Raw genomic sequence first — 25,202 nt, 5'->3', positions numbered from 1 at the left:
TGGGGAGGTTTCGATGACATCAAGTTTTAACGTGCATGACGCAGCCGGCTATGAGCAGCTTATGGGCCGCTGGAGCCAGAAGCTTGCGCTTCAATTTATTGACTTTGCGGGACTGGCCGATGGGGAAAAGATTCTCGACGTTGGCTGTGGAACCGGCAGCCTGACATTCGCGCTGGCCCGGAACCCCAATCTCAGCGAGATAGCGGCGATTGATTTTTCTGAGGTTTTTGTGGCGGAAGCGAACCGGCGCAATACGGATCCTCGCATCCATATCCAGCAGGCGGATGCTTGTGCCTTGCCCTTCAAGGATGCCGCGTTCGACCGTGCTATGGCGCTTCTCGTGCTGCACTTCGTGCCCGAAACCGCAAAGGCGGTGACCGAAATGCGCCGCGTGGTGCGTCCGGGGGGCGTCGTTGCGGCGACCGTCTGGGATCATCTCGGCGGAATGCCGGGCATGCGCATGATGATAGATACCGTGGCAGCGCTCAGCGACAGCGGACGCCAGTTGCGCAGCCGCTATTGCTTTCAGCCGATGATGCAGCCCGGCGAACTGAAGCAGACGTTCGTCGAACAGGGGCTTGTGGACGTGACCGAGACAGAGCTCATGATCCGCATGGACTACCGCGACTTCGACGACTACTGGGCGCCGATTGCCGCAGGGGAGGGACCGCTCGGCAAGTACGTCGCAGCCCTGGACAAGGCGGGCCGGGCGCGCACCGATGCCGCAGTGCGCGATGCCTACGAGGCGGGTCGGCCGGATGGCCCGCGTTCCTTTGCAAATGTTGCCTGGGCATGCCGGGGGCAGGTGGCCTGACGTGCGGAGATTCTAGGTCAGGTTTTTGCGACGTCGAAGTTCGGCTTCCGTTGGCTGATCGAACTCGAAGGAACCGGTTCTGACGTCGCCGTCGCGAATGTATTTATTGATCGTCGTCCCGGTTCCGGACGTTTTCGAACTGACGAGTTTCAGTGCATTAGGGGTGGCGCCTGACCCAAACAGCCGCTTGCCCTTGCCAAGTATGAGTGGAAATATCGAAACGTACATTTCGTCGACGAGATCATGCTTGAAGAGTGTTTGCAGGAAGTCGCTCGATCCCTGCGTCAAGAGATCCCGCCCTTCCTCGGCCTTCAGCTTTTTGACCGCGGCGACAACATCCGGACCCAGACTCTGGCTGTTCTGCCACTCAAGCTTGAAATCCGCGTTACGGGTAGCGACGAATTTGGTGATGCGATCGAAGAGTGGCCCGATGGGATCGTCAGCACCTGCATAGGGCCAATGGGCCGCGAAAATGTCGTAGGTCTTGCGCCCGAGCAGGAGATCGAAGGGCTTCGCAAACATTTCGCCCACCGCCTCGCCCATTTTCTCGTCGAAATAGGGGGCAACCCACCCGCCATATTCGAACCCGCCAACAGGGTCCTCCTCGGGCCCGCCCGGCGCCTGCATCACGCCATCGAGACTGACAAAAGCACCGACAATCACTTTTCGCATTCCGCTATCCTTCCCGGAAAATTTCCATCCGCACCAAGGACGCCGGAGTGTGGGCGATGCCGACAGCGGTCGACAAATTATATCAACGCATCATGGCGAGTGCAGCCGGGAAGAAATCCTCGCCGCCGAAATTCCCCGATTTCAGGGCGAGAAGCATGTCGCCCTGTTTGTTGCCGATCGATTTCAGGACCGGAACGCCGGGCGCAATCTCGGGGCCGATCAGAAAGGCGGGAATGGCGAGCCTGTCCACAGCCGCTCCCGATGTCTCGCCGCCGGCAATGACGAGACGGCGTACACCGCGCGCGACAAGCTCGCCAGCAATGGTCGAGGTAGCCGCCTCGATGCCATGACCCGATGCTTCGCGCCCATAGCGCGATTGCAAGCGCGCGACCGTCTCCGGCTCGGCGCTGGCTGCGATAACAATCGGACCTTCATGAATGCGATCGCCTGCCCAAGCAATTGCAGCAGCCACTTCTTCCGGCCCGGCAAGCAGGCGCTCAGGATCGAGCCGCAGCACCGGCATCGATTTCTCGGCGAATGCAAGTTGCTTGAGCGTCATCGCCGAGCAGCTGCCCGCAATGACTGCAGCAAGACCGCCAATAGCACCCGCCACTTCTGCTTGGGCATCCTTGGGCTTCGGTAACTGGCCTGAGCGCACCAAGGCGCGTGCCAGGCCTAGCCCAAGGCCGGACGCCCCGGTTGAAACACTGTTCTCCAGTGCGACTTCACCAAGAATCTCGAGATCTCGTTCGAAAACCGCATCGGCAATCGCAATAGTGACGCCCCGGCCGCGTAGTGCCATCAGCTTTTCCCGCACAGCACCCGGACCTTTTGCGACGGTTGGCAGCTCGACAAGTCCGACAGGTCCCCGCGATTGCGCTTGCATCACGCGCACGAGATTGGCGTCATGCATCGGATTGAGTGGATGGTCCTTGAGCGGGCTCTCGTTCAGCGGCTGGTCGCCGACAAAAAGATGACCGAGATAGACGGTGCGACGCGTCTCCGGAAAAGCCGGCGTGACCAAGACAGCCGTCTGCATATCCGAGCCGATGAGCGCTTCCGTAACTGGTCCGATATTGCCGGCAGCCGTTGAATCGAACGTCGAGCAGATTTTATAGAGGACATGATACGCGCCGTGCCTGCGCAACCATATATCGGCGGCCATCGCAGCTGCGATGGCTTCACTCGCCGGGATCGAGCGGATCTTCAATGCGACCACGACGGCATCGACATCAGGGAGATGGAGTGCTGGATCAGGGATTCCGACCGTCTGAACAGTCCGCAGGCCATTCTTCGTCAGCGTGTTGGCAAGGTCCGACGCTCCGGTGTAATCGTCGGCGATGCACCCCAGCACTACCGTCATGGCAGGGTCCTTGCATAGGGCTTGAACCAGCCTAGTCCATCAAGGGTGGCGCCGCGCGGGTTGTACTCGCAGCCGACGAAACCTTGATAGCCCAACCGGTCGATTTCATCGAACACCCAGGGATAATTCAATTCTTCCCGCTCCGGTTCGTGGCGCGACGGGACGCTGGCGATCTGGATATGGCCGATCATCGCCATCAACTCGCGCAGTGCAACCGTTACGTCGCCATGCATGATCTGGCGGTGGTAAATGTCAAACTGCAGTTTGAGGTTTGGAAGTTCGAGTTCCTTGATCATCGCAACCGCGTTGTTGAAATCGTTGAGGAAATAACCGGGCATATTGCGCGCATTGATGGGTTCGAGCATCAGTTCGATGCCTTTTTCCGCCAGCCGTTCAGCCGTGTAAGTGACTGACTGCCCATAGCGTGATCGCGCTTCGGGCTCGGCCGGATCGGCGATGCCCGCCATCAGATGCAGTTTTTTTGCTCCCGTCGCCGCGGCGTATTCGAGTGCGCGACCGACGCCTGAACGCAACTCGTCGAACCGTCCGGGCAGCGCAGCAATGCCGCGTTCGCCCGCGGCCCAATCGCCCGGCGGCAGGTTGAACAGCGCCTGTTGCAACCTGTTGCGCTCGAGCCGCTCGGCCAGTGCTTCCGGCGCGGCGTCGTAGGGGAAAAGATATTCGACTGCACTGAAGCCTGCATCGGCTGCCGCATCGAAGCGATCGAGGAACGGCCATTCATTGAACATCATCGTCAGGTTGGCGGCAAATACGGGCATGCGTTTGATCCTGCAATTACTTTGCCGCTGCCGGCAGGGTGGCGCCCGAGAGCTGCGCGTAAAGGCGGGCAAGGGACGAGTCGTCGTCATGGCCCATGCCGGCTCCCGAGGCGGCGAGATACATTTGCAACGCCGCCGCCGCCAACGGTACCGGATAGCGCTCCGCACGAGCCATATCCTGGATGATACCAAGATCCTTCACGAAAATCTCGATGGCGCTGAGCGGGGTATAATCGCCGGCAAGCACATGCGGGACGCGATTTTCGAACATCCATGAATTGCCGGCAGATGCCGTGATGACCTCATAGACCTTGCCAAGGTCAAGTCCCTGCTTGGCAGCGAATGTGATGGCCTCACATGCGGCCGCGATATGAACGCCGGCGAGCAACTGGTTGATAATCTTGAATGCTGCGCCGGTTCCGGCTTCCTCGCCGAGTTCGTAGACCCTTGCGGCCATGGCATCGAGGGCAGGGCGCGCGGTTGCGAAAGCCTGTTTCGAGCCGGAGGCCATTATGGTCAGCTCGCCCGACGCGGCCTTGCTTGCTCCCCCCGAGATCGGGGCGTCGAGGTAGTGAAGGCCGAGCGCTTCGACCCGCTTTGCCAAACCACGGGCAAAGGCCGGATCCATTGTCGCCGACGAGACGAAAACTGCCCCTGGCCGCATTGCCTGGCCAACGCCTTCCGGCCCGAACAGAACCGACTCGGTTTGCACCGCATTCACCACGACTGAAACGACGATGTCGGCATCCTTTACCGCCTCCGCGAGGGTGCGCGCGCCAAGCCCGCCTTCGGCAACAAAACGTTCGACGGTCGCGGATTCAACGTCGTATCCGGTGACGTCGAGGCCGGCGCGTTTCAGCGATCGCGCCATGCCAAAGCCCATCGAACCGAGACCGATCACCGCAATCTTCGATGCTGCGCTTGCATTGTCCGGCAGTGATACCATCACGATGCCTCCCTGGGCTCACGTCACGCAGGCACGGTATTGCATTTTGGCAGCGCTGCCAATCGAAATTGGTAGCGCTGCCAAAATATCTTGATTAGTGCTGGAAAGACGGGAGAATGCACCAGTGCGGCGCGCGGCAATGGAACAAGGAAGCATGGAATTCAAGCAGCAGGAAGGTGTAACCCTGGCCGAAGTCGCCAAGGCGGCCGGCGTCGGCGAGAGCACAGTGTCACGTGTCCTGCGTAATCACGGCTCCTTTACCACCAAGACCAGGGACCGTGTCCTGGCGGCGGTCCAGCACCTCGGTTATGTGCCAAACAGGATCGCCGGCACGCTGGCATCGGCAGGCTCGCGGCTCGTGGCGTTCGTTATCCCATCGCTTTCGAACATCGTCTTCACGGATGTGCTGGGCGGCGCGAGTGCTACGCTCGAAGACCATGGCTATCAGGCAGTTTTCGCGGTGACGGACTATGATCCTGAGAAGGAGGAAGCATTGGTCGCCTCAATGCTTGCCTGGCGGCCGACAGCGGTGATGCTGGCGGGCTACGAGCATGCGGACGGCACTGTCAAGATGCTGCGCGCCGCAAAATGCCGCGTCGTCGAGGTGCTGGATATAGACGGTGTCGCGCTTGATCTCGCCGTGGGTTTCTCCAATCACGCGGCCGGGCGGGAAAGCGCCAATTTCATGCTGCAGCGTGGCTATCGGCGTATCGGTTACGTCGGGCATGACCTTAACCGCGACACAAGGGCTAGCAAGCGCTTTGCGAGCTTTTGTGAGACGCTGGGCGCAGCTGGTGCTCCACTCGCCGACCGGCAGATTCATGCCGGGCCATCGTCCGTGGAAAACGGAAGAATAGGGCTGGAACAACTGCTTGCACGAACCCCCGACGTCGATGCCGTTTACTTTTCCAACGATGACATGGCGCTCGGTGGCTACTTCCATTGTCTTTCGCACGGGATAATGGTGCCCGACGACCTTGCGATCCTCGGCTATAATGGGCTCGATATTGGCCGTGCCACCCCGCAGCGGCTTTCGACCCTGCTCACCCCGCGCGTTACAATTGGCCAGGTGGCGGCGCAGTTGGTGGTTGACGACGCGCCGTCGCAGGTCATCGACCTCGGCTTTGAATTGATTGAAGGGGAAACAGCCTGATGTCCAATGCGCGTTTGCGGGAAGATATATGCCGATATGGCAGGTCGCTCTTCGAGCGAGGATTAACTCCGGGTTCCTCGGGGAACATTTCGGTTCGGCTTGATGATGGCGGCTGGCTGGTCACGCCGACCAATGCCTCGCTCGGGTTTCTTGATCCCGCCAGGCTCGCGCACCTCGACGCTGGCGGTCGACACGTTTCGGGCGATAAACCAACCAAGGAGATCCCGCTGCACAGCGCGCTCTACGAAACGCGTGGGGCCGCGCGTGCCATCGTGCACCTTCATTCAACGAACGCTGTCGCACTGTCGATGCTTCCCGAAATCGACCCGCGCGCAGCATTGCCGCCGATGACGCCCTATTGTCTCATGCGCGCCGGTCAGATTGCGCTGCTACCCTATTATCGACCGGGGGATCCGGCTGTTGCCGATGCAATACGTGGTCTTGCCGGCAAATATGCGTCGGTGCTTCTCTCAAATCATGGCCCGGTCGTTGCCGGTGATACTCTCGAGGCCGCGGTTTTCGCCACCGAGGAACTTGAGGAGGGCGCCAAGCTTTACCTCATGCTGAGGAACCTAAATCCGCGCTACCTGACCCCGGCGCAAGTAAAAGACCTCGTGCGGGAGTTCAAACTTGACTTGCCGATTGTCGACGACCACGGGCACCCGCACGATCCTGACGATTGATTTCCAGGCATGCCGCCCGGCGGTGCGGTTTGCCGCCGCCTCTAGGGATTCTCGCCCGGCAGTAAGAATCGCCCGCGCACAGACTTTCCTTCAACACTCACGGTAGCGGTTTCTCCGGGCGCGGTGCCCGCGCTCCTGGCAGCCGTACATACCTCTACGGTGATCCGATGAAAGCCGTCCCGGCCTGACGAGATTTTGGGAAGCAGGCCACCGAGCGTGGATGACTCCGCCGCCCAACCGCACTCGTCGAATATGGAGTTGCGCAGCGAGGTGCTGGCGAGATTGGTATCCATGCCGGGTGTTGTGCACGAAGATGCGAAGACAAGCACGGCGGTCATCACAACGTAGCAGGCAAATCTCATTTCGGCACTCCCGGAATCGAGTTGATGTTTTGCTAACTATCATCTTTATCCGGGAGTTGCGACCTCTGGTGGTAGCCTTGAGTGGCCAATCCCCAGCGGAAAAATCTGGTTGTTACTCTTTCGCAACTCCGGTTGAACGAATGGTTGGATAAGAGGGCGGAAAGATCGCCTCGACCGGTGGGTGGCTCCAGGTCCGTTCCGGATAGCGCGCAACCAGACGTTCAAACTGGCGTTGGGCCCGTCCATGCGCCGCTTCGAAGTCGAAGCCCGGTATGATGCCATTTTGCATGACCGTCCGCCCATCGATGACGACGGTGTCGACATCGCGGCCGCTTACCGAAGTCATGAGTCCGGCGATCGGATCCGTTATTTGACCGAGATGATCCGCCCCAAGGTTGAAGACGACAATGTCGGCCTTAGCCCCCTTGCACAAACGTCCGAGGTCGCTTCGGCCGAGCGCATCGGCGCCTCCGGTTGTCGCCGCATCGTAAAGATCGGTGGATGCTGGGCGCGCCGTATCGCCGGACATCACGCGTCCGAGCATGAGCCCGACCTGCATGTTGAGTACCATGTCGGGCGGCCAGGTGTCTGTGCCCATGCCGATACGCAATCCGGCGCGTCGCAGGTCGGAAAAATTGTCGAGCGCCACCCCATGACGAGCCATCACGATCGGACAATGAACAAGCGTCGCGCCGGACGCTGCGATGAGGTCAAGGTCCGCGCGCTCGGCGTTCGTACCATGCGGCAAGAGTACCTTCTCACCCAGGAATCCGATGCTCTGCAGCCAACGCGCCGAAGTTGTGCCAAAGCGCTCGCGCATGGTGTTGACCTCGAATTCCGACTGGCAGCAATGCAGGCGCAGGGGCACGTCGAGGTCGCGAGCGGCGGCCGCCGTCTCCCGCAAAAGGCCTTCGGTCCAGAACTCGATCCGGTCCGGCGCCAGCATCGTGCGCACGAGGCCGCCATGTCGCCCCTCATGTTCCTGGCAGAATGCAATAGCCTGCTGAAGCCCCTCGGCCCCCCGCGCTTCATCGATCTCGACGACGATACTACCGTCCTCCTCGACAACCGAATGACCGGCCCGGAAAGCAGGCCCGAGATAGACGCGCAAGCCCAATTCGCCGGCGCTGTTGGCCGCAGATGCAAATTCGTCGGTCGTCTCGTTCCAGGCGCGATAGAACAGCGAAGCGATCGGCAATGCCGTGGTGATGCCGTTGCGGATGAGTTGCGCAAAGGCATAGCGTTTCTGGAATGCCAGTTCGTCCGGATCGAGCATCTCCACCGGCCCGGCGTTAACGTAGTCGCGCGGCCAAACCCGGCCCTTCTTCCAGCCCGGCTGGTGATCGAGGCCGAGGACGCCGGTGTCGAGGTCGGAAAGCGCATCGAGGTCGATGAAGCCAGGTCCGATGAGCGCCATGCCATAATCGATGCGCCGGCTCACGGGCCCGGCATAGTGCTGGCCTACGAAGATGATCTCGTTCCCGTCATAGACGACCTCACCGTTTTCATAGAGGACGTGCCGCCCGTCGGCGTGACCGACGATCCAGCGCGCCGTCAAGAGCACCGGACCTTCTGAGCCCTGGTTCTTTTCCGGTTCAATCGACATGCGGCAGGTCCTCGCTCAATTGACCGTTGCGCACGAGGATACGACCACCGCGAATGACAGTGCGCTCATGCGGGGTGAGGGCAACAGCCTCAGCCGGCGTTTGCGCCGCAACGAGAACGAGATCGCCGTGACAACCGGGTGCGAGGCCGTAGTCGCGCAGTCCGATGCCGCTCGCGCCGCCAAACGTACAGACCTCCACGGCTGCCTCGAGATCGGCGTCTGCGGTCATGCCGTTGCGCTGGGCAAGGAATTTGGCCCGTTCCAGCATGTCGCCGCTGCCCCAAGGCTCCCACGTCCCTTGAATGCCATCAGATCCCGAGGCGACAATCACGCCCGATTGGCGCAGCAGCTTCAGTGGCAGTGCAGGTGCAGAGGGGCTGCCGACAGTCATGACGGCAATCTTTTCCGCAGCGAGCGCATCGATCAGCGTTCCCTGCCGCTTCGCATCGAGCGTGCCGAGACAGTAGGCGTGACTGGCCATCACCCGGCCTTGCAGGCCAAGCGCGCGCGTCCGCTCGATGATGAGTTCGAGGCAGAATGCGCCAAGCTCACCCGGCTCATGCAAGTGGATGTCGATCGGTTTGCTGTGACGATCGGCAAGCGCAAAAATTGCATCGAGATGGCGCACCGGATCGCGGTCGATCGATGCCGGATCGATGCCGCCGACGATATCGGCACCAGCCTTGAGCGCTTCTTCCATCAGCGCCAATGTGCCGGGGCGGACCAGCATGCCGCTTTGCGGAAACGCCACGATCTGCACATCGACAAGACCTGCAAAGGCCGCGCGCGTTGCTACGAGGCCCTGGACGTTGGCGATGCCGATCTCCGTGTCCACATCGACATGGGTGCGAATATGGGTAACGCCGAAGGGCAGTGTCTGTATGATCTGGCGGGCGGATTGCCGTTGTGCGTCAATGCCCAGCTCACGCTTGGCCCTGCGGTCGGCAAGGATACGGTCGTTGCGTGTCGGGCCTACCTCGTTACGATACCAGTCCATGCCGATCAGCGTCTTGTCGAGATGCGTGTGGGCTTCAACCAGTCCTGGAAGGGCGATTTGTCCGCCGGCGTCGATTGCATCCGTGCCATTGTGTGCGGCAGCCTCGACAAAGCGACCGTCGCGGATGAAAAGGTCGGTTGGCGCAGCGCCGAGCGGGCGAACGTTGCGAATGATAAGGTCAGTGGTCATCAGTAACTCCAGCTAATGGAAGGCGGTCACGGTCAGAGCGCAGGCAAGCGCGCGCTCATCCGATGAAACGCGGTTTCGGCTCGCTCCAGAATGGCATTCTCATCTTGATCGACCAGTTTGCGTCCACGCATAAGGACGCGTCCACCGACAATCGTCGTATCGACGTCAGCGCCATTGGCGAAGCGGGCAAGCCGCTGCACCGGGTTGACCGGCGGCCACAAATGCGGCTGGCGCATATTCACGAGAATGATATCGGCGCGCTTTCCCACTTCTATCGAACCAATTTCGTTTTCCATCGAAAGTGCGCGCGCGCCTTCAATCGTTGCCATCGCAAGAAGTTGCATGGGCGGCAGCACCGTATCGTCACGCAAGTGACGCGCATGGTAACGATGCGCCTGAAACATGTTGCGGAACATATCGAATGGACGGTCGGGCGCGGCGGCATCGGTGCCTAGCGAAACGGTGACGCCCTGTTCCATCAATTCCGGTGCGGGACAGCGTCCCGATACCGACATGAGCGCGCTTGGATTGTGTGCGACTTTCGCCCCGGTTTGCTTCAAGACCGCGATGTCCGCCTCGGTCAGCTCGATGCAGTGCGCGAGCAGTGAATGTCCGTCGAAGAGATCCAGGCGCGTGGCGTTGGCTGCGATTGAGCCCTCGCGGTGCCCGTCCTGAACCAGCAAAACGCCTTTTTCACGCGCCATGTCGCGCGCATCCGCCGAAATCTTGTATACGGATTCGTCTTCAAGTTCGCTGGCAGTGAACACCGGCAGGGAAATCGCAAGGCGAAGCAAATCGTTGCGTCCGGCCCATGCGTCGATGAGGCGGCCGCAGACTGCCAATTGCTCTGACGGCGATACCGCAATTTCCCGGCCAGTGCCAACCGCGTAGTCGGTATACACGTGTCGGGACGTTGGCCGGTTCGGGCCAACAGCCAAGATCTCGCGCACGCCCATGTCGGCGACCGCCGCCAGATGGGCCTCCGCAGCCTCAGGGCCTTCCGTGCGCATGATATCTGGACCACCGCCAAAGAGCAGCGCTGCGGTCGTCGTGCCGCATTTTATGCGCTCCAGCGCGGAAAGGCATGCTTCTGCGGTCCAGAATTCCGTATCCACAGCACTCGCATAGATACGGCCCGTGACGTTCATCCACTGTTCCGAATCGTCGCCAAGGCCCTTGGTCAAGGTGTGTCCGGCATGCGCGTGAGTGTCGATCAGGCCGGGCATCACGACCATTCCGCGCGCGTCGATGCGTTCGGCGTCGACATCTACAACCTGTCCATTGCAAACTGATGTAATAATACCGTTCTCGATCAGAACGCTGCCGCCTTCGATGATGCGGCCATCGCCATCCATGGTGACGATGACGCCGTTCTCGATGAGCAATGCATTGGCCATTCTATTTGGCTCCCCAATGTTGAAGTGCATGTCGGTGACATCAAATCAGCGAAAAGTGAAATTGTCACCTTGAAATTGTGTACAATCCGTGTACCATAATAGCGGGAACATGTGTATACAAAATGGGAGATACCCCGTGAAGAAATATCTCAAGACATTATTGGCCGGTCTCGCGCTTGTCGTGTCGATGACCATGCCTTCCGTGGCTCAGACACTGCGGTGGTCGTCCGCCGGCGATGTCATTTCCTACGATCCGAACGCTCAGGTCGACAGCTTTACCCAAAGCGTCCACCACATGGTTTTCGATCCGTTGGTGCGCCGTAACAAGGAGCTGCAACTGGAGCCTGCCCTGGCGACATCCTGGGAAGTCGTTGCTCCTGATCGCTGGCGCTTCAAGTTGCGGCAGGGTGTGAAATTCCACGAAGGCCAGCCCTTCAACGCGGACGACGTCGTCGCGACGATCCAGCGCCAGATCGATCCAGGTGCGCGCAACCGCGAAAATCTTTCGGCCGTCATCGGTGTCGAGAAGGTCGATGACTATACGGTCGATCTTATCCTGAGCGGCCCCTATCCGCTGCTCCTCAACGATTTGGCCGCGATCTACATGATGAGCAAGCCATGGATGGAAGAGCATAACGCGCTGAAGCCCGGCAACACATCCACCGGCGTCACGACATATGCAAACAACCATGCCAATGGCACCGGTCCCTTCAAGCTCGTCACCTACGAGCCGGATTCGAAGTCCGTGTTTGCAGTCAATGAAGAGTGGTGGGACAAGCCGCAACACAATCTGAAGAGCGTCGAATTCCGCCCCATCGCGTCCGACGCGACCCGCGTTGCCGCGCTGCTTTCCGGCGAACTCGACATGATCGCCCCGGTCCCGCTGCAGGACATCGACCGCGTCGCCAACACGCAGGGCTTCAAGGTGGTGGAGAATCCGTCCCTCCGCGTCATTTTCCTCGGCTTCAACTGGAAGAAGGAATTGCACGCCGAACCCGGCAAGCCCAATCCGCTCCTCGACGTCAAGGTTCGCCAGGCGCTGTGGCACGCAGTCGATCTGGCAACGATCCAGAAGCGGCTCATGCGCGGCAAGTCCCGCACGACCGGCATGATGGTGGCGCCGCCCGTCACCGGGTATGACGAAGGCATCGATGCCCCGCTTGCCTACGATATCGACAAGGCGAAGTCGCTTCTTGCCGAAGCCGGATATCCCGATGGCTTCAAGGTTGGCCTGAACTGCTCCAACGACCGTTATATCGCCGACGAGCAGATCTGCCTTGCGATCGCGTCGATGTGGGCGAAGATCGGCGTTCAGGCCGATGTGGGTGTCGAGAGCAAGACCACCTATTTCCCGCGCATGGATAAGGGCGAATTCGACATGTACATGCTCGGCTGGGCGTCGCTTCCGCCGATGGATGGTTACAGCGTCCTGCAGGCCCTGCTTGCCACCACCGACGGCAAGTTCGGTGGCAGCAATTCCAACGGCCTGTCGAACCCGAAAATCGATGAACTGGCTCGCAAGGCATCGACCGAACTCGACCAGGACAAGCGCGTCGCGATGTTGAAGGAAGCCTTCACCATCACCCACGACGAGGTGCTCTATCTGCCGCTGCATCAGCAGCCGGTCGCCTGGGCGATGAGCGACAAGGTCGACATGCCGCAATTCCCGGACGAATATGTTCGCCCGTGGTTCGCACACATGAACTAAACTGGTGGCACGTGCCGCACATGCGGCACGTGCCTCGCCAATTGGAACCGCTGCGCTGGTCCCTTTAGGGCTTAGAGGCGCATCCGCGAAGGGCCGGTGAAGCTGCTTCGCGCTCCATGGAAGGCATGGTCCGATGATCAAAATTGTTTCTATGCGGCTCTTTCAGGCGATCCTCGTTATGATCGCCGTCACAGCCGTCGCCTTCATCATGTTCCGCTTCGTCGGCGATCCTGTCGCGATGATGGTGCGGGAAGGGGCAAGCCAGGCCGAAAAGGATGCGCTGCGCGCAGCGCTCGGCCTCGACAAACCCATGCTCATTCAGTTCGTCGAGTTTTTCGGCCGTGTCCTGCACGGCGATCTCGGCACCAGCTTCCGCTACCAGCAGCCCGTCGCCGAATTATTGATGAACAGGCTGCCGGCGACGCTGGAACTCGTGCTGGTCGCGACGGTGATGTCGCTGGCGCTCGGCATTCCGCTCGGCGTGGTCTGCGCATTGAAGCCCACGGGATTTCTGTCGCGTACCATCCAGTCGGCAACGCTCGTCGGCATTTCGATGCCGACTTTCGTGACGGGCTTGCTTCTCATATTGATTTTCGCCGTCAACCTGCGCTGGCTGCCTTCGTCGGGACGCGGCGAACTGGTCAATCTCGGTGGCTGGCAGACCGGCTTCCTCACCGTTTCGGGTCTGAAATCGCTTATCCTGCCCTCCATCACGCTCGCGTTGTTCCAGCTGACGCTGATCATGCGCCTTGTCCGCTCGGAAATGATCGACGTCCTTTCGTCCGACTATATCCGCTTCGCCTTTGCCCGCGGCTTGCCGCGCTCGCATATTTACGGGCGGCTCGCTCTGCGCAACGCATTGATGCCCGTCGTGACCGTTACGGGTCTCCAGATAGGGCAATTGATCGCCTTCGCCATCGTCACCGAGACAGTGTTCCAGTGGCCGGGCATGGGCCTACTCTTCACCAATGCGGTTGGCTATCCGGACGTTCCGGTTCTCGCCGCCTACCTCCTCTTCGTCGGCTTCCTGTTCGTCATGATCAACATGGTCGTCGACATTCTCTACACATTCATCGATCCGCGATTGAGGACGAAGTGATGACAACGCGCGCTTTTCTCCAGCACCGACTGCCGCCGATCTCGGTCATCATTGCCGGCCTTGTGCTCGCCACGATGATTGTACTCGTGATTTTCGCTCCGCTGATCGCACCGATGGATCCGCGCGACGTCTCATCCTATTCGCTCATCGATATGGAAATTCCGCCCTCCTTCATGGACGGCGGCGATCCGCGCTTTCTGCTCGGCACGGACAATCAGGGCCGCGATCTTGTATCGGTTATCCTATTCGGCCTGCGTATTTCCATCATCATCGGCATCGGGGCGGTGCTGCTCGCCGCGATTATCGGTGTCACCCTTGGATTGATCGCGGGCTATTTCGGCGGGATCATCGATACGATCCTGATGCGTGTCGGCGACGTACTCGTCAGTTTTCCGACGATCCTCGTCGCACTGCTGATCAGCGGTGTCGCCCGCGCGCAGCTGAGTGGCGCGAGGGTGTCCGAGTGGGCCCCGGTCATCCTTATCTGCGCCATCGCCCTCAATGAGTGGGTCCAGTATGCCCGCACGGTACGTGCCTCGACCATGGTGGAGAACGCGCGCGATTATGTGCGTGCCGCCAAGGTGATCGGACTTCCGTCGCGCCGCATCATGCTGCGTCACATCCTCCCGAATGTGATGAGTTCGGTGATGGTGATTGCGACGATCAACCTGGCTGGCGCCATCCTCACCGAGGCGACGCTGTCGTTCCTCGGCGCCGGCATGCCCGCCACCTATCCCTCGCTCGGCACGCTGATCCGCATCGGCAACCAGTTCCTGTTCTCGGGCCTCTGGTGGATTGCGGTCATGCCCGCTGCCGTCCTCGTTGTGCTTGTACTCGCGGTCAATGTGATCGGCGATTACCTGCGCGACCGCTTCAACCCCAAACTGATGGCGCACTGATGGACACGCAAATGCCACCTGTACTCGACATCAAGAACCTCAGGGTCGAGTATCCGCTCACCAATGGCGGCACGCTCGTCGCCGTCAACGATATCGATCTGACCATCCGCCCCGGCGAAATCCATGCGCTGGTCGGCGAGTCCGGCGCTGGAAAGACCACGGTCGGCAATGCGCTGATGGGTCTTCTGCAGGCGCCAGGCCGCATCGCGGGCGGGTCGATTTCCATCGCCGGCAAGCAGATCAACACGCGCACCGGTCGCACCGAAGGCATCGTTCCCGGCCGAGACGTGGGCGCGATCTTCCAGGATCCCATGACCAGCCTCAACCCGCTGTTCACGGTGGAAAGCCAGCTCTGCGAGGGGATGCTTGCCCATTTGAAGATCAGCCGCAAGGAAGCCCGCGCACGTGCGCTCGATCTTCTCAAGGCAGTCGGCATTCCCGAACCGGAACGCCGCCTTGGAAGCTACCCGCATCAGCTCTCCGGCGGCCAGCGGCAGCGCGTCGTCATCGCCACGGCGCTCGCCTGCGATCCGCGATTGATCGTCGCCGACGAGCCGACCACGGCGCTCGACGTTTCGGTGCAAGCGCAAATTCTCAAGCTCATCCGTGATCTTGCCGACGAGCGGCGCGTCGGCGTGCTCCTCGTGACGCACAATATGGGTGTCGTCGCGGAAATTGCCGACCGGGTGACAATCATGCAGAACGGCAGCGTTGTCGAAAGCGGTTCGGCGCGCGGCGTTCTCACGTCGCCCAAGGCACCCTATGCACGCACGCTGATCGCTGCGGTGCCGCCAATCGAACACCGGCTGGAGCGACTGCCGGTCCCGAGCGAAGAGACGCCCGCAACACTCAAGGCGCGCGAGGCGGTGCGCGGCAAGACAAGGTCGGCCGCGGAGAGCAGGGGTGATGAGCCGGTGCTGGCGGTGCGCGAACTTTGCGTCGAATATGGCCAGCGTTCGTTTCTGCCAAGCCGCAGGACAGCGTTCAAGGCCGTAAAGAGCGTGTCGTTCGACGTCAAGCGCGGCGAGATTTTCGGCCTCGTCGGCGAATCCGGCTGCGGCAAGACGACGGTTGCGAATACCATCGCCGGGCTCGTTGCCCCGACTTCAGGTTCCGTGCATTTCCAGGGAGTTGCCCTGGAGGCCCGCAGGACAAAATCCGTCCGCCAGTCAATGCAGATGGTGTTCCAGGACCCTTATTCAGCCCTCAACCCGCGCCTGCGGATCAATGCCGCAATCGCTGAGCCCATTCTGTTCTACGAACTTGCTTCCAACGCTGCCGAGGCCCGTGAAGACGCATCCATCCTGCTTGAGGCTGTCGGGCTGAGCGGCCAGTCGGGCGAGCGGTTCGCGCATGCATTCTCCGGCGGGCAACGCCAACGCATCGCGATTGCCCGGGCCCTCGGGCCGCAGCCTTCAATGCTGATCTGCGACGAGCCGACCTCGGCACTCGATGTCTCGGTACAGGCGCAGCTTCTTAACCTGTTGAAGGATCTGCGCGATCTTGCCGGCCTTTCCATGCTGTTCATCAGCCATGACCTCGCTGTGATCCGGCAGATGTGCGACCGCGTCGCCGTCATGAAGGGCGGAGAAATCGTCGAACTCGCCGAAACCGAGACGCTGTTCTCATCCCCGCAGCACGATTATACGCGTGAGCTTTTGCGCCTCGCGCCCTCGCTCGACCGTATTCTCAAAGCCGAAAATACCGCCGCATAAGGACCAGGCAATGGCAGATATTCTCATAAAAAACGGAACCGTTATCGCCATCGATCTGGATCGGCGCATCATTGCTGACGGCGCGGTGGCGATCGAGGGCGATCGTATCGTCGCCGTCGGTCCGACCGATATTGTAGCGCGCAATCATCCTGCCCGTGAAGTCATCGACGCGCGCGGCATGGCCATCATGCCGGGACTCGTCGACAGCCATGCCCATGCCGGCCACGGCCTTATCAAGACCCTCGGCGGCGGGCGCAGCGACCTTTGGTACCGCGCCTGCCAGGGCGCCTATACGGTCGGCTCGACCCCGGAGTTCTGGCATGCCGAGGCCCAGCTTGCCGCGCTGGAGCGTCTGCGCTTCGGTGTGACGACCGGCGTTTCACTGCTCGGCGGCGGTGATTCCGTCATGCGGACGGACGAAGCAGTGTATGGCGACGCACATATGGAAGGCGTCCTTGGCATCGGTACACGCTCTGTCGTCGCGGTTGGCACGACCCGACCACCTCATCCCCTGACCTATGCGCGCTGGAAGGGTTCTGAACGGACCGATTACCCCGTCTCGTTCGAGCAGCAGTTTGCTACCTGCGAGGAGTTGACCGGGCGCTGGCACGATAGCCATGAAGGACGTCTTCACGTCGCCATGCTGACGCCGACCCTGCATCAGGAAAATCTGGACGCGCCGGGCGCCGATGATGCTGTTTCCCAATCGCGCGCCGTAAAGACTTTCGCCGAGGAACGCGGACTGGTCTTCATGCAGGACGGCCATACCAAGGGGAGCGTGCGGATTGCCGACGAAATCGGTATCCTTGGACCGCGGACGCTGCTTTCGCACGCGACCGGGCTTGACGACGATGAGATCGCGATCTGCGCGCGCACCGATACGCGCATCGTTCACAATCCGAGTGCGATTGCCTCGATCCTCGCCCGCTGCCCGGTGCCCGAGCTCATGCAGGCTGGTGTGCTCGTTGCAATGGGATCCGACGCAACGGCGCCGGACCGCTCGGCCGATATGTTTCGTCACATGCAGCAATGCATGCATTACCACCGGACGCATTTCCAAGACCCGAGCTGGATGCCGCCGGGCAAGGTCCTCGAAATGTGCACGATCGACGGCGCGCGGGCACTTGGTCTCGACAACGAAATCGGTTCGCTCGAGCCCGGCAAGAAGGCCGATATAATCCTCCTGGACCTGCGACGGCCGCATCTTTATCCGGCAAACATGCCGGAGTTCCGCGTCACCTATTTCGCCAATGGCAATGACGTTCACACAGTCCTTGTCGGCGGCCGCGTGTTGTTGCGGGATCGCAATCCCGTCCATGTCGATCAGGATGCCGTTCTCGATGCGGCGCAGCGCGAAACCGAGCGCATGATCGAGCGCCTCGATCTGCACGGTCTCGTTCGCACGCCACCCATGTTCTGGGGCCATGCCCGCGACACCGATCTCATCGAATGAGCGGCGTGTCGTACAACCATCAACCTTTTGAAAGACTTCCGATGAACAGCGTTTCCTTTGATTTCAATACCCTTACGCCGCGTGAACGGTACAAGATCCTGATCGGCACAGTTGTTCCCCGCCCGATCGCATTGGTATCCACCGTCGACCGCGAGGGACGCGCCAACGCAGCGCCATTCAGCTTCTTCAATTGCCTTTCGTCGGACCCCGCCATTGTCGCGCTTGGGGTTGAGTATTCGCCGAGCGGCCATTCCAAGGATACGGTTCGCAACATAAGGGACACCGGCTGCTTCACGGTCAATGTTGTATCGGGATCGATCATGGACGAGATGAACATCTGCGCAGTGCCCTTTGACGCGAGCGTCGACGAGATCGCCGAGGCAGGTCTGACGATTGCGCCAGGTAAAGCTATCGCGGCTGGCCGTATCGCCGAAGCGCCCGCAGCTTTGGAATGCCGGTTGCATTCATTCCTCAATATCGGTGAAAGCCGTGAAATCGTGCTTGGAGAGGTCGTCTACGCGCATTTCCACGAGAATGCTATCGACGCCGATAAGCTCTACGTAGATGCCACGGTGCTCGATGCGGTCGGCCGCATGGGCGGGCATGGCTATGCGACGACGCGCGATTATTTCGAGCTGAAGACCATGTCGGTGGCCGATTACAAGGCAAAGATCGAGACGACTATCGAGGCGAAGGCCTCCTGATAGAACCGTGCCATTCCCTTTGCCGGGAATGGCATCATTTCACATAGTCGTCCAATATCGACCGGATATCGCGCTGGTGATTGCTTGACGTCAGCAAAGCGCGTTCGGTGACCGCCTCAAGGTGATGATCCATGACGGCAAAAGCCCTCTCGCTATCGCCCTTCTGCAAAGCGGCAACGATTTCAAGATGCTCGTTGACCGCGCAGTCCGAAGAGTGCGGCCGGCCATAAAGGGCGAGAATGAGCGAACAGCGCGACACGAGTTCGTTTACGTAGCGTGCCGTTACGGCATTGCCCGCCATCTCCGCGAGAAGAATGTGGAACTCGCCGGCGAGCCGGATCGAGTCGGGTGAATCCTGGGTGCGGGCGGTTTCCTCGCGCGCAACATGGTCCTTGAGGCGCTTGATCTCTGCCGGTGTGATGCGCTCGACGAGGCGGCGCACCACATCGCGTTCGAGGCTCCGCCGCGTTTCGAAGATGTCATAGGCTTCTTCGAGCGTCGGCTGAGCCACGGTCGCGCCGCGATTTGGCTTCAGGTCGATCAAACCCTCGCCGTGCAAACGCCCAAGCACGCTTCGCACGATGGTGCGACTGACACCGAAGCGATCGCCGATGACGTCCTCCGGCAATTTGTCGCCGGGGCGCAGGGCGCGCTCGATGATCGCCCGCCGCAAGGCTTCATACATTGTATTGCTGCTTGGGAGACGCTGGCGCTTTTTACCGGTGGTCAAGGTCTGTTCGTTCATGTGCAACCCATCTGTTGATCACCAACTTATATCGTATCAGACGGAATCCGTGAATTGGCAATAGTGTATGCTATTTCGATTTATTTTTGTATACTATTTTTCGCGAGCGGTATATAGTCTTCGTAAAGAGGCCCGGTGCATTCGACCATAAGCAGCGGGAATAGGGGGAGCACACGGTCATGTTCACGGCATCGCCAGGGACAAGCGTAATCTTCATTCGGCGGGCGACGAGCGCAGCTTCCGGCAGGGCTGGCCATGCTTGAGAGTCAGAGTTCGAAACTCCTGATTGTCAATGGTAATACCAACCTGGCCCTGACCGAACGGTTGCGTGATCAGGCGCGCGCCATGCTGCCATCCGAACGCAATGTCACAGCGCTCACCGCACGGTTTGGCGCTGAGTATATCAGCGATCGCGAAAGTGCGGCGGTCGCGGCTCATGCCATCATCGATACAGTCAAGGAACATTTGGCCGAGGCCAGCGACAATAAATACGATGCCTGTCTGTTGGCCTGTTTTGGTGAACCCGGCATCGGAGCCGCCAAGGAAGTCTTTGATTTCCCTGTCGTCGGCATGGCGGAAGCCTCCATTGTATCTGCCTTGCAGCTCGGTGAACGCTTTGCGATCGTAACCATCGGCGAGCGCTGGCCGGGAATGTTGCGCGAACTGATGCGCCAGCAGCGGCTGGAAGATCGCTGCTGCGGCATGTACGCCATTCCGGGAAGGGCGCTCGATCTGGCCGCGCGGCCCGCGGAGGCGCGCAGTGCGGTGCGAGTGCTCGTTGACAAGGCAATCCGGGAGCAGGGCGCTGATGTCGTCATCATTGGCGGGGCTGCGCTCGCCGGAATTGCTCAAGATCTGCAGCCGGAATGGGATCTTCCGCTCGTCTGTTCATTCCATGCGGGGCTCGTTCAGGCCGAGGCCATGGCCGGCCTACGGCGACCGGCGCAATCGAGAACTCGGAGATTCTGAACGCTGCTGATTTTGGCAACCGGGAAGACCATTCGCCCGGCAAAATCAGTGCGTGACAGGATGCAATAAGTGTGATTATCGTATACAAAAATACAAACACGAGGGAACAAAATGAAATCAAAATGGGTTAGGAGTTTTGTATTCGCGTCGCTGGCGGCTCTTGCTGCGATGGGCAGTACGTCGGCCTCAGCACAACAGACACTCGACACGGTCAAGAAGCGCGGCAAACTCATTTGCGGTGTTTCGATGAATGTCGCCGGATTTGCCTACGCAGACAGCAAGGGCGTCATGCAGGGCTTCGATGCGGATGTGTGCCGCGCTGTTGCTGCCGCAGTCTTCGGGTCGCCTGACAAGGTCGATTTCGTTCTCACCAACATCAATACGCGCTTTCAGGCGCTTCAGTCGGGCGAGATCGACATTCTCTCGCGCCAGACGACGATGACTTTTTCGCGCGAAGCGTCGCTCGGGCTCGATTTCGGACCGACCGTCTTCTATGACGGACAGGGAATCATGGTTCCGGCCAAGCTTGGCGTGAAGAGCGCCAAGGAATTGAACGATGCAGCGATCTGTATTCTTCCGGGCACGACGACCCTACAGAACCTTGCCGATTTCTTCCGCACCAACAACGGCAAGTTTGAATCCGTCGTCTTCGAAAATCCCGATGAACTGCGCAACACATTCTTCTCCGGGCGTTGCGACGCGCTGAGCAGTGATCGCTCCGATCTCGCATCCATTCGCGCTGTCGCCCAGAACCCGGCCGACTACATCATCCTCCCGGATACGATCTCGAAGGAACCGCTTGCTCCGGCCGTACGGCAGGGCGACGACAATTGGCGCGATATCGTTTCCTTCACCACCTATGGCATCATTGCCGCGGAAGAGAAGGGGATTACCCAAGCCAATATCGACGACAAGACAAAGAGCGAAGACCCTGAGATCCAGCGCATGCTTGGCGTGACCGGGGATCTTGGACCCATGCTCGGCCTCGACAACAAGTGGCTCTACAATGCCATCAAGGGCGTAGGCAATTACGGCGAAATGTTCGAGCGCAATCTTGGCGAAAAAACCGCCCTCGGCCTGACCCGCGGTCCCAATAATCAATGGACCAATGGCGGCCTGCTTTACGCGGCGCCGTTCCGCTGAGCTAAAGCGAGCCGGTGCGGGATAAATCTCCGCATCGGCTCATCCATTTCAATCGGATCTTGCATGCTGGGAGGCTTCGATGCGTGTCGCGCAGGCACCGTTCCGCTTGAATTTCCGCGATAAGCGGACGCGGGGCATTCTTTATCAATGCATGTGCGTCGCCAGCGTCGTTGCCGCAGGCCTCTATCTCTTCAATAACGTTTCGGAGAATCTTGCACGGCAAAGCATCGCCACTGGCTTTTCCTATCTCTGGCGTGAGGCTGGATTCGTCATCAGCCAATCGCCGATCGACTATCAGCCATCCGACAGCTATGCGAGGGCGCTGCTTGTCGGCATCCTCAACACGATACGCGTCTCCATCCTCGCATCGGTTGCCGCCACGATCATCGGCACTCTGGTGGGGATTGGCCGGCTCTCGTCCAACCCTTTATTCGCCCGTCTGATGCTCCTCTATGTCGAGGCTCTGCGCAACGTCCCGCTGCTATTGTTGCTGTTTCTCTGCTATGCGGTCATCGTCACCATCCTTCCGCCGGTCCGCGAGGCCTTGCAGCTTCTGCCGTTCGTCTTTCTCAGCAATAGCGGCCTCGCAGTTCCATCCATCGCCTGGAGCAACGATCACACGATGATCGCAGCGGCATTCCTGTTTGGTTGCGGATTGACCTACCTCTATGCGCGCCATCTTCGGCTGCGGCGTATTGAAAGTGGGACCGACCAGTCCAACTGGCCGCTCATCAGCGCAATCATTGCCATTCCACCGCTTGTCGCCTGGCTAATCCTGCGTCCCGAGCTCGATCTCAGCCTGCCGGAACTCGGCCGCTTTCGCCTCGCTGGTGGTGCGCAGCTAACGCCCGAGTTTGTCGCTCTCTTCGTCGGGCTCGCCCTCAGCGCATCGGCCAACGTTGCCGAGATCGTCCGCAGCGGCATCCTTTCGATCCGCAAGGGCCAGCGTGAAGCCGCGGCCGCGCTCGGGCTCAGACCCTCGCGTATCATGCGGCTGGTCATCTTGCCCCAGGCCCTGCGCGTCATCATTCCACCAATGACGAGCGCCTATCTCAACGTCTTCAAGAACTCGTCGCTGGCGATAGCCATCGGCTATCCCGACGTGGTAATGGTTTCCAACACCACAATGAACCAGACCGGGCAGGCAATAGAGCCGATCGCCCTGTTCATGCTGGTCTATCTCAGCCTCTCGATCACCATCTCGCTGTTCATGAACTGGTACAATGCGCGCGTCGCATTGCGGGAGAGGTGACATGACCGCAGAAGACGTCTCCATCTCCGTTCAGCGCTATCGGCCCTCGCTCTCCCTGAAGAGCAAGCTCAAGCCCTATTTCGGCACGCCGGTCAATGGCGCTATCACCGTCGGCTGCATCCTCATCATCGCCTGGGCACTGAAGCATGTCATCGCCTGGCTGTTGGTAGATGCTGTCTTTACGGGAGCGCCTGCTGTTTGCCAGCAGCAGGGCGGGGCATGCTGGCCCTTCCTCGTTGCCAAGATGCGCTTCATGCTGTTCGGCTTCTACCCCTTCGAAGAACAGTGGCGGCCGCTTCTTGCCTTGCTGATGTTCTTCGGCACATGCGGCATCGCCATGATCCCGATGTTCTGGGGGCGCCGGCTCCTCGTACTCGGTGCCGCGGCGTGCATCGTCATTTTCTGGCTTATGCTCGGTGGATTTGCAGGCCTTGTCTATGTGCCGACGTCCAAATGGGGCGGCCTTCCGCTTTCGTTCATGCTGTCTGCCGTCGGTCTCGTCTGCGCCTTCCCGCTCGGCGTGCTGCTGGCGCTTGCGCGCGCGTCAAACCTGCCGGCCATCCGTGTCCTTGCCGTTGTCTTCATTGAGCTCGTCCGCGGCGTCCCGTTGATCAGCATTCTGTTCATGGCTTCGGTCATGCTGCCGCTCTTCCTGCCGACTGGCGTCAACATCGACAATCTGTTGCGGGCGCAGGTCGCAATCATTCTCTTTGCCGCCGCCTATATCGCTGAAGTCGTTCGCGGCGGATTGCAGGCGCTGCCCAAGGGGCAGGTCGAGGCTGCCTCGGCAATAGGACTGCATTACTGGCAGACGATGCGCCTTATCGTTCTCCCGCAAGCCCTGAAGATCGTCATTCCGCCGCTTGTGTCGCTGTTCATCGGCTTTTTCCAGGATACGACGCTCGTGACGATCGTCGGGCTTCTCGATTTCCTCGACACGGTACGCGCAGCGATGCGCGATCCTCAGTGGCAGGGTATTGCCGTGCTCGAAGGTTATGTGTTTGCGGCTTTTGTCTACCTCGTTTTCAGCGCCATCATGGGCGCCTACAGCCGCTTTCTTGAAGGGAGATTTAGAGTTGGTCATGACTGAGAAAGTTACTGTCATCCGGGACGCTGCCTGGATTGTCGCCTGGGACGCGGAAACCGATGCTCACATCTACATGAATGACGGTGACGTAGCTTTCTCTAGCGCGGGGGTTATGCAAGTCGGCGGCCATTACGTCGGTGCGATAAACGAGGAGATTTCTGGGACGAACCTCATGGTTATGCCCGGCCTCGTCAATATTCATTGCCATTCAGGCGACGAGCCGCTCGCCAAGGGACTGTTCGAGGATGCCGGCACGCCCGCACTCTGGGGCAATGCGCTTTACGAATTTTCGGCCTTGCTCGGTGCGGATGAGGACGCGCAGGCCGCGGCGCAGACTGTCATGCTTGGCGATCTGATGCGCAGCGGTGTGACGACGATGCTCGACATTGCGGGCGATCATCCGCGCTGGATTTCGACCATGGCGGAAAGCGGCTTGCGCGGATATCTGGCTCCGGGATTTCGCCAGGCGCAGTGGCGCGTCGTCGAAAGCCACCGCCTGGATTTCGACTGGGACGATGCAGCGGGGAACGATCGATTCCGGCAGGCCTTGGCGCTCGTCGACGAAATCAGTGCCCACGAGAGCGGCCGGCTTCAGGGCGTGGTCGCGCCCTCGCAGATCGAGACCTGCCGGCCGGAACTTATGGCCGAAGCCGCCGACGAGGCGCGCCGGCGAGGCGCGCCGATTACCATCCATGCGGCGCAAACCATGACGGAGCATGAGGAACTCTTGCGGCGCCACGGTCGCACCGCAATCCAGCATCTCGACGCGATCGGCGTACTCGGTCCCGATCTCATCCTCGGCCATTGCATTTTTGCCGATCACCATTCCTGGACGCGCCAGCGCACCCGCAACGACATTGTCCGCCTGTCCGAGACTGGGACAGCGGTTGCCCACTGCCCGGTAACTTTTGCGCGCAGCGGCATGACGCTTGAAACGATCGGCGCCTATCAACGCGCGGGGGTGACCATCGGGATCGGCACTGACAGCTATCCATTCAATATGCTCGAAGAGATGCGCCAGGCGCTGATCTGCGCGCGCATCGCCGGGCGCAACTTCGCGGAAATCGATACGCAAGGCGTCTTCAATGCGGCAACGATCGGCGGCGCCAAGGCGCTTGGACGGGACGATATTGGCAGGCTTGAAGTCGGAGCCAAGGCTGATCTGGTCCTGATCGACATCGCGACGCCCGGCATGCAGCCTGTGCATGATCCCCTGCGTAATCTTTTGCACTGCGCAGCCGATCGTGCGGTCCGGGATGTCTTTGTCGACGGATCTGCCGTCGTCCGCAATCACGCCGTGGCCAATCTCGACTATCAGGGGGCCGTCCGCGAATTGCAGGACGCGCAAAAGCGGATGATTGCACGAAGCAGTTCAGGCGGGTCGGCGTTTCGCAAAGGCGCAAGGCTCTCGCTTGCCGTCAAATAACGATTTTTATGATATCGCCCGGCATCGCGTGCGCAGAAGCA

General features: G+C 60.2%; 22 protein-coding genes. 14 read left to right on the top strand and 8 right to left on the bottom strand.

Going from position 1 to position 25,202, the window contains the following annotated elements:
* Nucleotides 1-13 precede the first annotated feature (13 nt).
* On the top strand, nucleotides 14-814 hold the full coding sequence (locus tag BLR72_RS19745) for a class I SAM-dependent methyltransferase (RefSeq protein WP_091951335.1): 801 nt from the start codon (nucleotides 14-16) through the stop codon (nucleotides 812-814).
* A 12-nt stretch (nucleotides 815-826) separates the two neighbouring features.
* On the opposite strand, the gene BLR72_RS19740 is transcribed toward BLR72_RS19745, so the two are convergent.
* The 4 genes from BLR72_RS19740 to ltnD form a co-directional block, all read right to left on the bottom strand.
* Nucleotides 827-1,486 carry a dihydrofolate reductase family protein gene (locus BLR72_RS19740; RefSeq protein ID WP_091951262.1) on the bottom strand — a complete coding sequence of 220 codons (660 nt, stop codon included), beginning with the start codon at nucleotides 1,484-1,486 and terminating at the stop codon, nucleotides 827-829.
* 82 nt (nucleotides 1,487-1,568) lie between these two features.
* Entirely contained in the window at nucleotides 1,569-2,849 is a 1,281-nt protein-coding gene (gene otnK / locus BLR72_RS19735) for a 3-oxo-tetronate kinase (protein ID WP_091951260.1), read from the bottom strand.
* Nucleotides 2,846-3,628 carry a 2-oxo-tetronate isomerase gene (otnI, locus tag BLR72_RS19730; RefSeq protein ID WP_091951258.1) on the bottom strand — a complete coding sequence of 261 codons (783 nt, stop codon included), beginning with the start codon at nucleotides 3,626-3,628 and terminating at the stop codon, nucleotides 2,846-2,848. The genes otnK and otnI overlap by 4 nt, the downstream gene beginning before the upstream one ends.
* 16 nt (nucleotides 3,629-3,644) lie before the next feature.
* Entirely contained in the window at nucleotides 3,645-4,574 is a 930-nt protein-coding gene (ltnD, locus tag BLR72_RS19725) for an L-threonate dehydrogenase (protein ID WP_091951257.1), read from the bottom strand.
* A gap of 154 nt (nucleotides 4,575-4,728) precedes the next feature.
* On the opposite strand from ltnD, the gene BLR72_RS19720 reads away from it, so the two are divergent.
* Together BLR72_RS19720 and BLR72_RS19715 are read left to right on the top strand one after the other, a co-directional pair.
* On the top strand, nucleotides 4,729-5,727 hold the full coding sequence (locus BLR72_RS19720) for a LacI family DNA-binding transcriptional regulator (protein ID WP_091951333.1): 999 nt from the start codon (nucleotides 4,729-4,731) through the stop codon (nucleotides 5,725-5,727).
* Nucleotides 5,727-6,410, top strand: a complete 684-nt coding sequence (locus BLR72_RS19715; RefSeq protein WP_091951255.1) for a 3-oxo-tetronate 4-phosphate decarboxylase — start codon at nucleotides 5,727-5,729, stop codon at nucleotides 6,408-6,410. The genes BLR72_RS19720 and BLR72_RS19715 overlap by 1 nt, the downstream gene beginning before the upstream one ends.
* A gap of 474 nt (nucleotides 6,411-6,884) precedes the next feature.
* On the opposite strand, the gene BLR72_RS19705 is transcribed toward BLR72_RS19715, so the two are convergent.
* From BLR72_RS19705 to BLR72_RS19695, 3 genes are read right to left on the bottom strand one after another with little or no spacing between them, the layout of a single operon-like run.
* A complete protein-coding gene (locus BLR72_RS19705) occupies nucleotides 6,885-8,378 on the bottom strand; it encodes an amidohydrolase family protein (RefSeq protein WP_091951252.1) in 1,494 nt (497 codons plus the stop codon).
* Nucleotides 8,368-9,564, bottom strand: coding sequence for an amidohydrolase family protein (locus BLR72_RS19700; protein ID WP_091951250.1), 1,197 nt, complete (start codon nucleotides 9,562-9,564; stop codon nucleotides 8,368-8,370). The genes BLR72_RS19705 and BLR72_RS19700 overlap by 11 nt, the downstream gene beginning before the upstream one ends.
* Before the next feature lie 32 nt (nucleotides 9,565-9,596).
* On the bottom strand, nucleotides 9,597-10,961 hold the full coding sequence (locus BLR72_RS19695; protein ID WP_091951248.1) for an amidohydrolase family protein: 1,365 nt from the start codon (nucleotides 10,959-10,961) through the stop codon (nucleotides 9,597-9,599).
* A gap of 136 nt (nucleotides 10,962-11,097) precedes the next feature.
* Between BLR72_RS19695 and BLR72_RS19690 the strand changes: the two genes are divergently transcribed.
* The 6 genes from BLR72_RS19690 to BLR72_RS19665 all read left to right on the top strand — a co-directional run bounded on the left by BLR72_RS19690 (nucleotide 11,098) and on the right by BLR72_RS19665 (nucleotide 18,539).
* Nucleotides 11,098-12,669 carry an ABC transporter substrate-binding protein gene (locus BLR72_RS19690; RefSeq protein WP_091951246.1) on the top strand — a complete coding sequence of 524 codons (1,572 nt, stop codon included), beginning with the start codon at nucleotides 11,098-11,100 and terminating at the stop codon, nucleotides 12,667-12,669.
* Between the two features lie 133 nt (nucleotides 12,670-12,802).
* A complete protein-coding gene (locus BLR72_RS19685; protein WP_091951244.1) occupies nucleotides 12,803-13,768 on the top strand; it encodes an ABC transporter permease in 966 nt (321 codons plus the stop codon).
* On the top strand, nucleotides 13,768-14,667 hold the full coding sequence (locus BLR72_RS19680) for an ABC transporter permease (RefSeq protein ID WP_091951242.1): 900 nt from the start codon (nucleotides 13,768-13,770) through the stop codon (nucleotides 14,665-14,667). Before BLR72_RS19685 ends, BLR72_RS19680 begins: the two co-directional genes overlap by 1 nt.
* Before the next feature lie 11 nt (nucleotides 14,668-14,678).
* Nucleotides 14,679-16,382 carry a dipeptide ABC transporter ATP-binding protein gene (locus tag BLR72_RS19675; protein WP_244506766.1) on the top strand — a complete coding sequence of 568 codons (1,704 nt, stop codon included), beginning with the start codon at nucleotides 14,679-14,681 and terminating at the stop codon, nucleotides 16,380-16,382.
* Nucleotides 16,383-16,392: 10 nt separating this feature from the next.
* Nucleotides 16,393-17,835 carry an amidohydrolase family protein gene (locus BLR72_RS19670; protein ID WP_091951238.1) on the top strand — a complete coding sequence of 481 codons (1,443 nt, stop codon included), beginning with the start codon at nucleotides 16,393-16,395 and terminating at the stop codon, nucleotides 17,833-17,835.
* Between the two features lie 41 nt (nucleotides 17,836-17,876).
* Entirely contained in the window at nucleotides 17,877-18,539 is a 663-nt protein-coding gene (locus BLR72_RS19665; RefSeq protein ID WP_091951237.1) for a flavin reductase family protein, read from the top strand.
* Between the two features lie 34 nt (nucleotides 18,540-18,573).
* On the opposite strand, the gene BLR72_RS19660 is transcribed toward BLR72_RS19665, so the two are convergent.
* Nucleotides 18,574-19,284 carry a GntR family transcriptional regulator gene (locus tag BLR72_RS19660; RefSeq protein WP_081815898.1) on the bottom strand — a complete coding sequence of 237 codons (711 nt, stop codon included), beginning with the start codon at nucleotides 19,282-19,284 and terminating at the stop codon, nucleotides 18,574-18,576.
* Between the two features lie 255 nt (nucleotides 19,285-19,539).
* On the opposite strand from BLR72_RS19660, the gene BLR72_RS19655 reads away from it, so the two are divergent.
* The 5 genes from BLR72_RS19655 to BLR72_RS19635 all read left to right on the top strand — a co-directional run bounded on the left by BLR72_RS19655 (nucleotide 19,540) and on the right by BLR72_RS19635 (nucleotide 25,161).
* Nucleotides 19,540-20,253, top strand: coding sequence for an aspartate/glutamate racemase family protein (locus tag BLR72_RS19655; RefSeq protein ID WP_091951235.1), 714 nt, complete (start codon nucleotides 19,540-19,542; stop codon nucleotides 20,251-20,253).
* Between the two features lie 111 nt (nucleotides 20,254-20,364).
* On the top strand, nucleotides 20,365-21,396 hold the full coding sequence (locus BLR72_RS19650; RefSeq protein WP_091951233.1) for an amino acid ABC transporter substrate-binding protein: 1,032 nt from the start codon (nucleotides 20,365-20,367) through the stop codon (nucleotides 21,394-21,396).
* A 79-nt stretch (nucleotides 21,397-21,475) separates the two neighbouring features.
* A complete protein-coding gene (locus tag BLR72_RS19645; RefSeq protein WP_091951231.1) occupies nucleotides 21,476-22,648 on the top strand; it encodes an amino acid ABC transporter permease in 1,173 nt (390 codons plus the stop codon).
* Between the two features lies 1 nt (nucleotide 22,649).
* Nucleotides 22,650-23,738 carry an amino acid ABC transporter permease gene (locus BLR72_RS19640; RefSeq protein ID WP_210183742.1) on the top strand — a complete coding sequence of 363 codons (1,089 nt, stop codon included), beginning with the start codon at nucleotides 22,650-22,652 and terminating at the stop codon, nucleotides 23,736-23,738.
* Nucleotides 23,731-25,161 carry an amidohydrolase family protein gene (locus tag BLR72_RS19635; protein ID WP_091951229.1) on the top strand — a complete coding sequence of 477 codons (1,431 nt, stop codon included), beginning with the start codon at nucleotides 23,731-23,733 and terminating at the stop codon, nucleotides 25,159-25,161. Before BLR72_RS19640 ends, BLR72_RS19635 begins: the two co-directional genes overlap by 8 nt.
* Nucleotides 25,162-25,202 lie beyond the last annotated feature (41 nt).

Source organism: Phyllobacterium sp. YR620 (assembly GCF_900104165.1).
Taxonomy (GTDB): Bacteria; Pseudomonadota; Alphaproteobacteria; order Rhizobiales; family Rhizobiaceae; genus Phyllobacterium; species Phyllobacterium pellucidum.
This window is presented reverse-complemented; position numbering and strand designations above follow the sequence as displayed.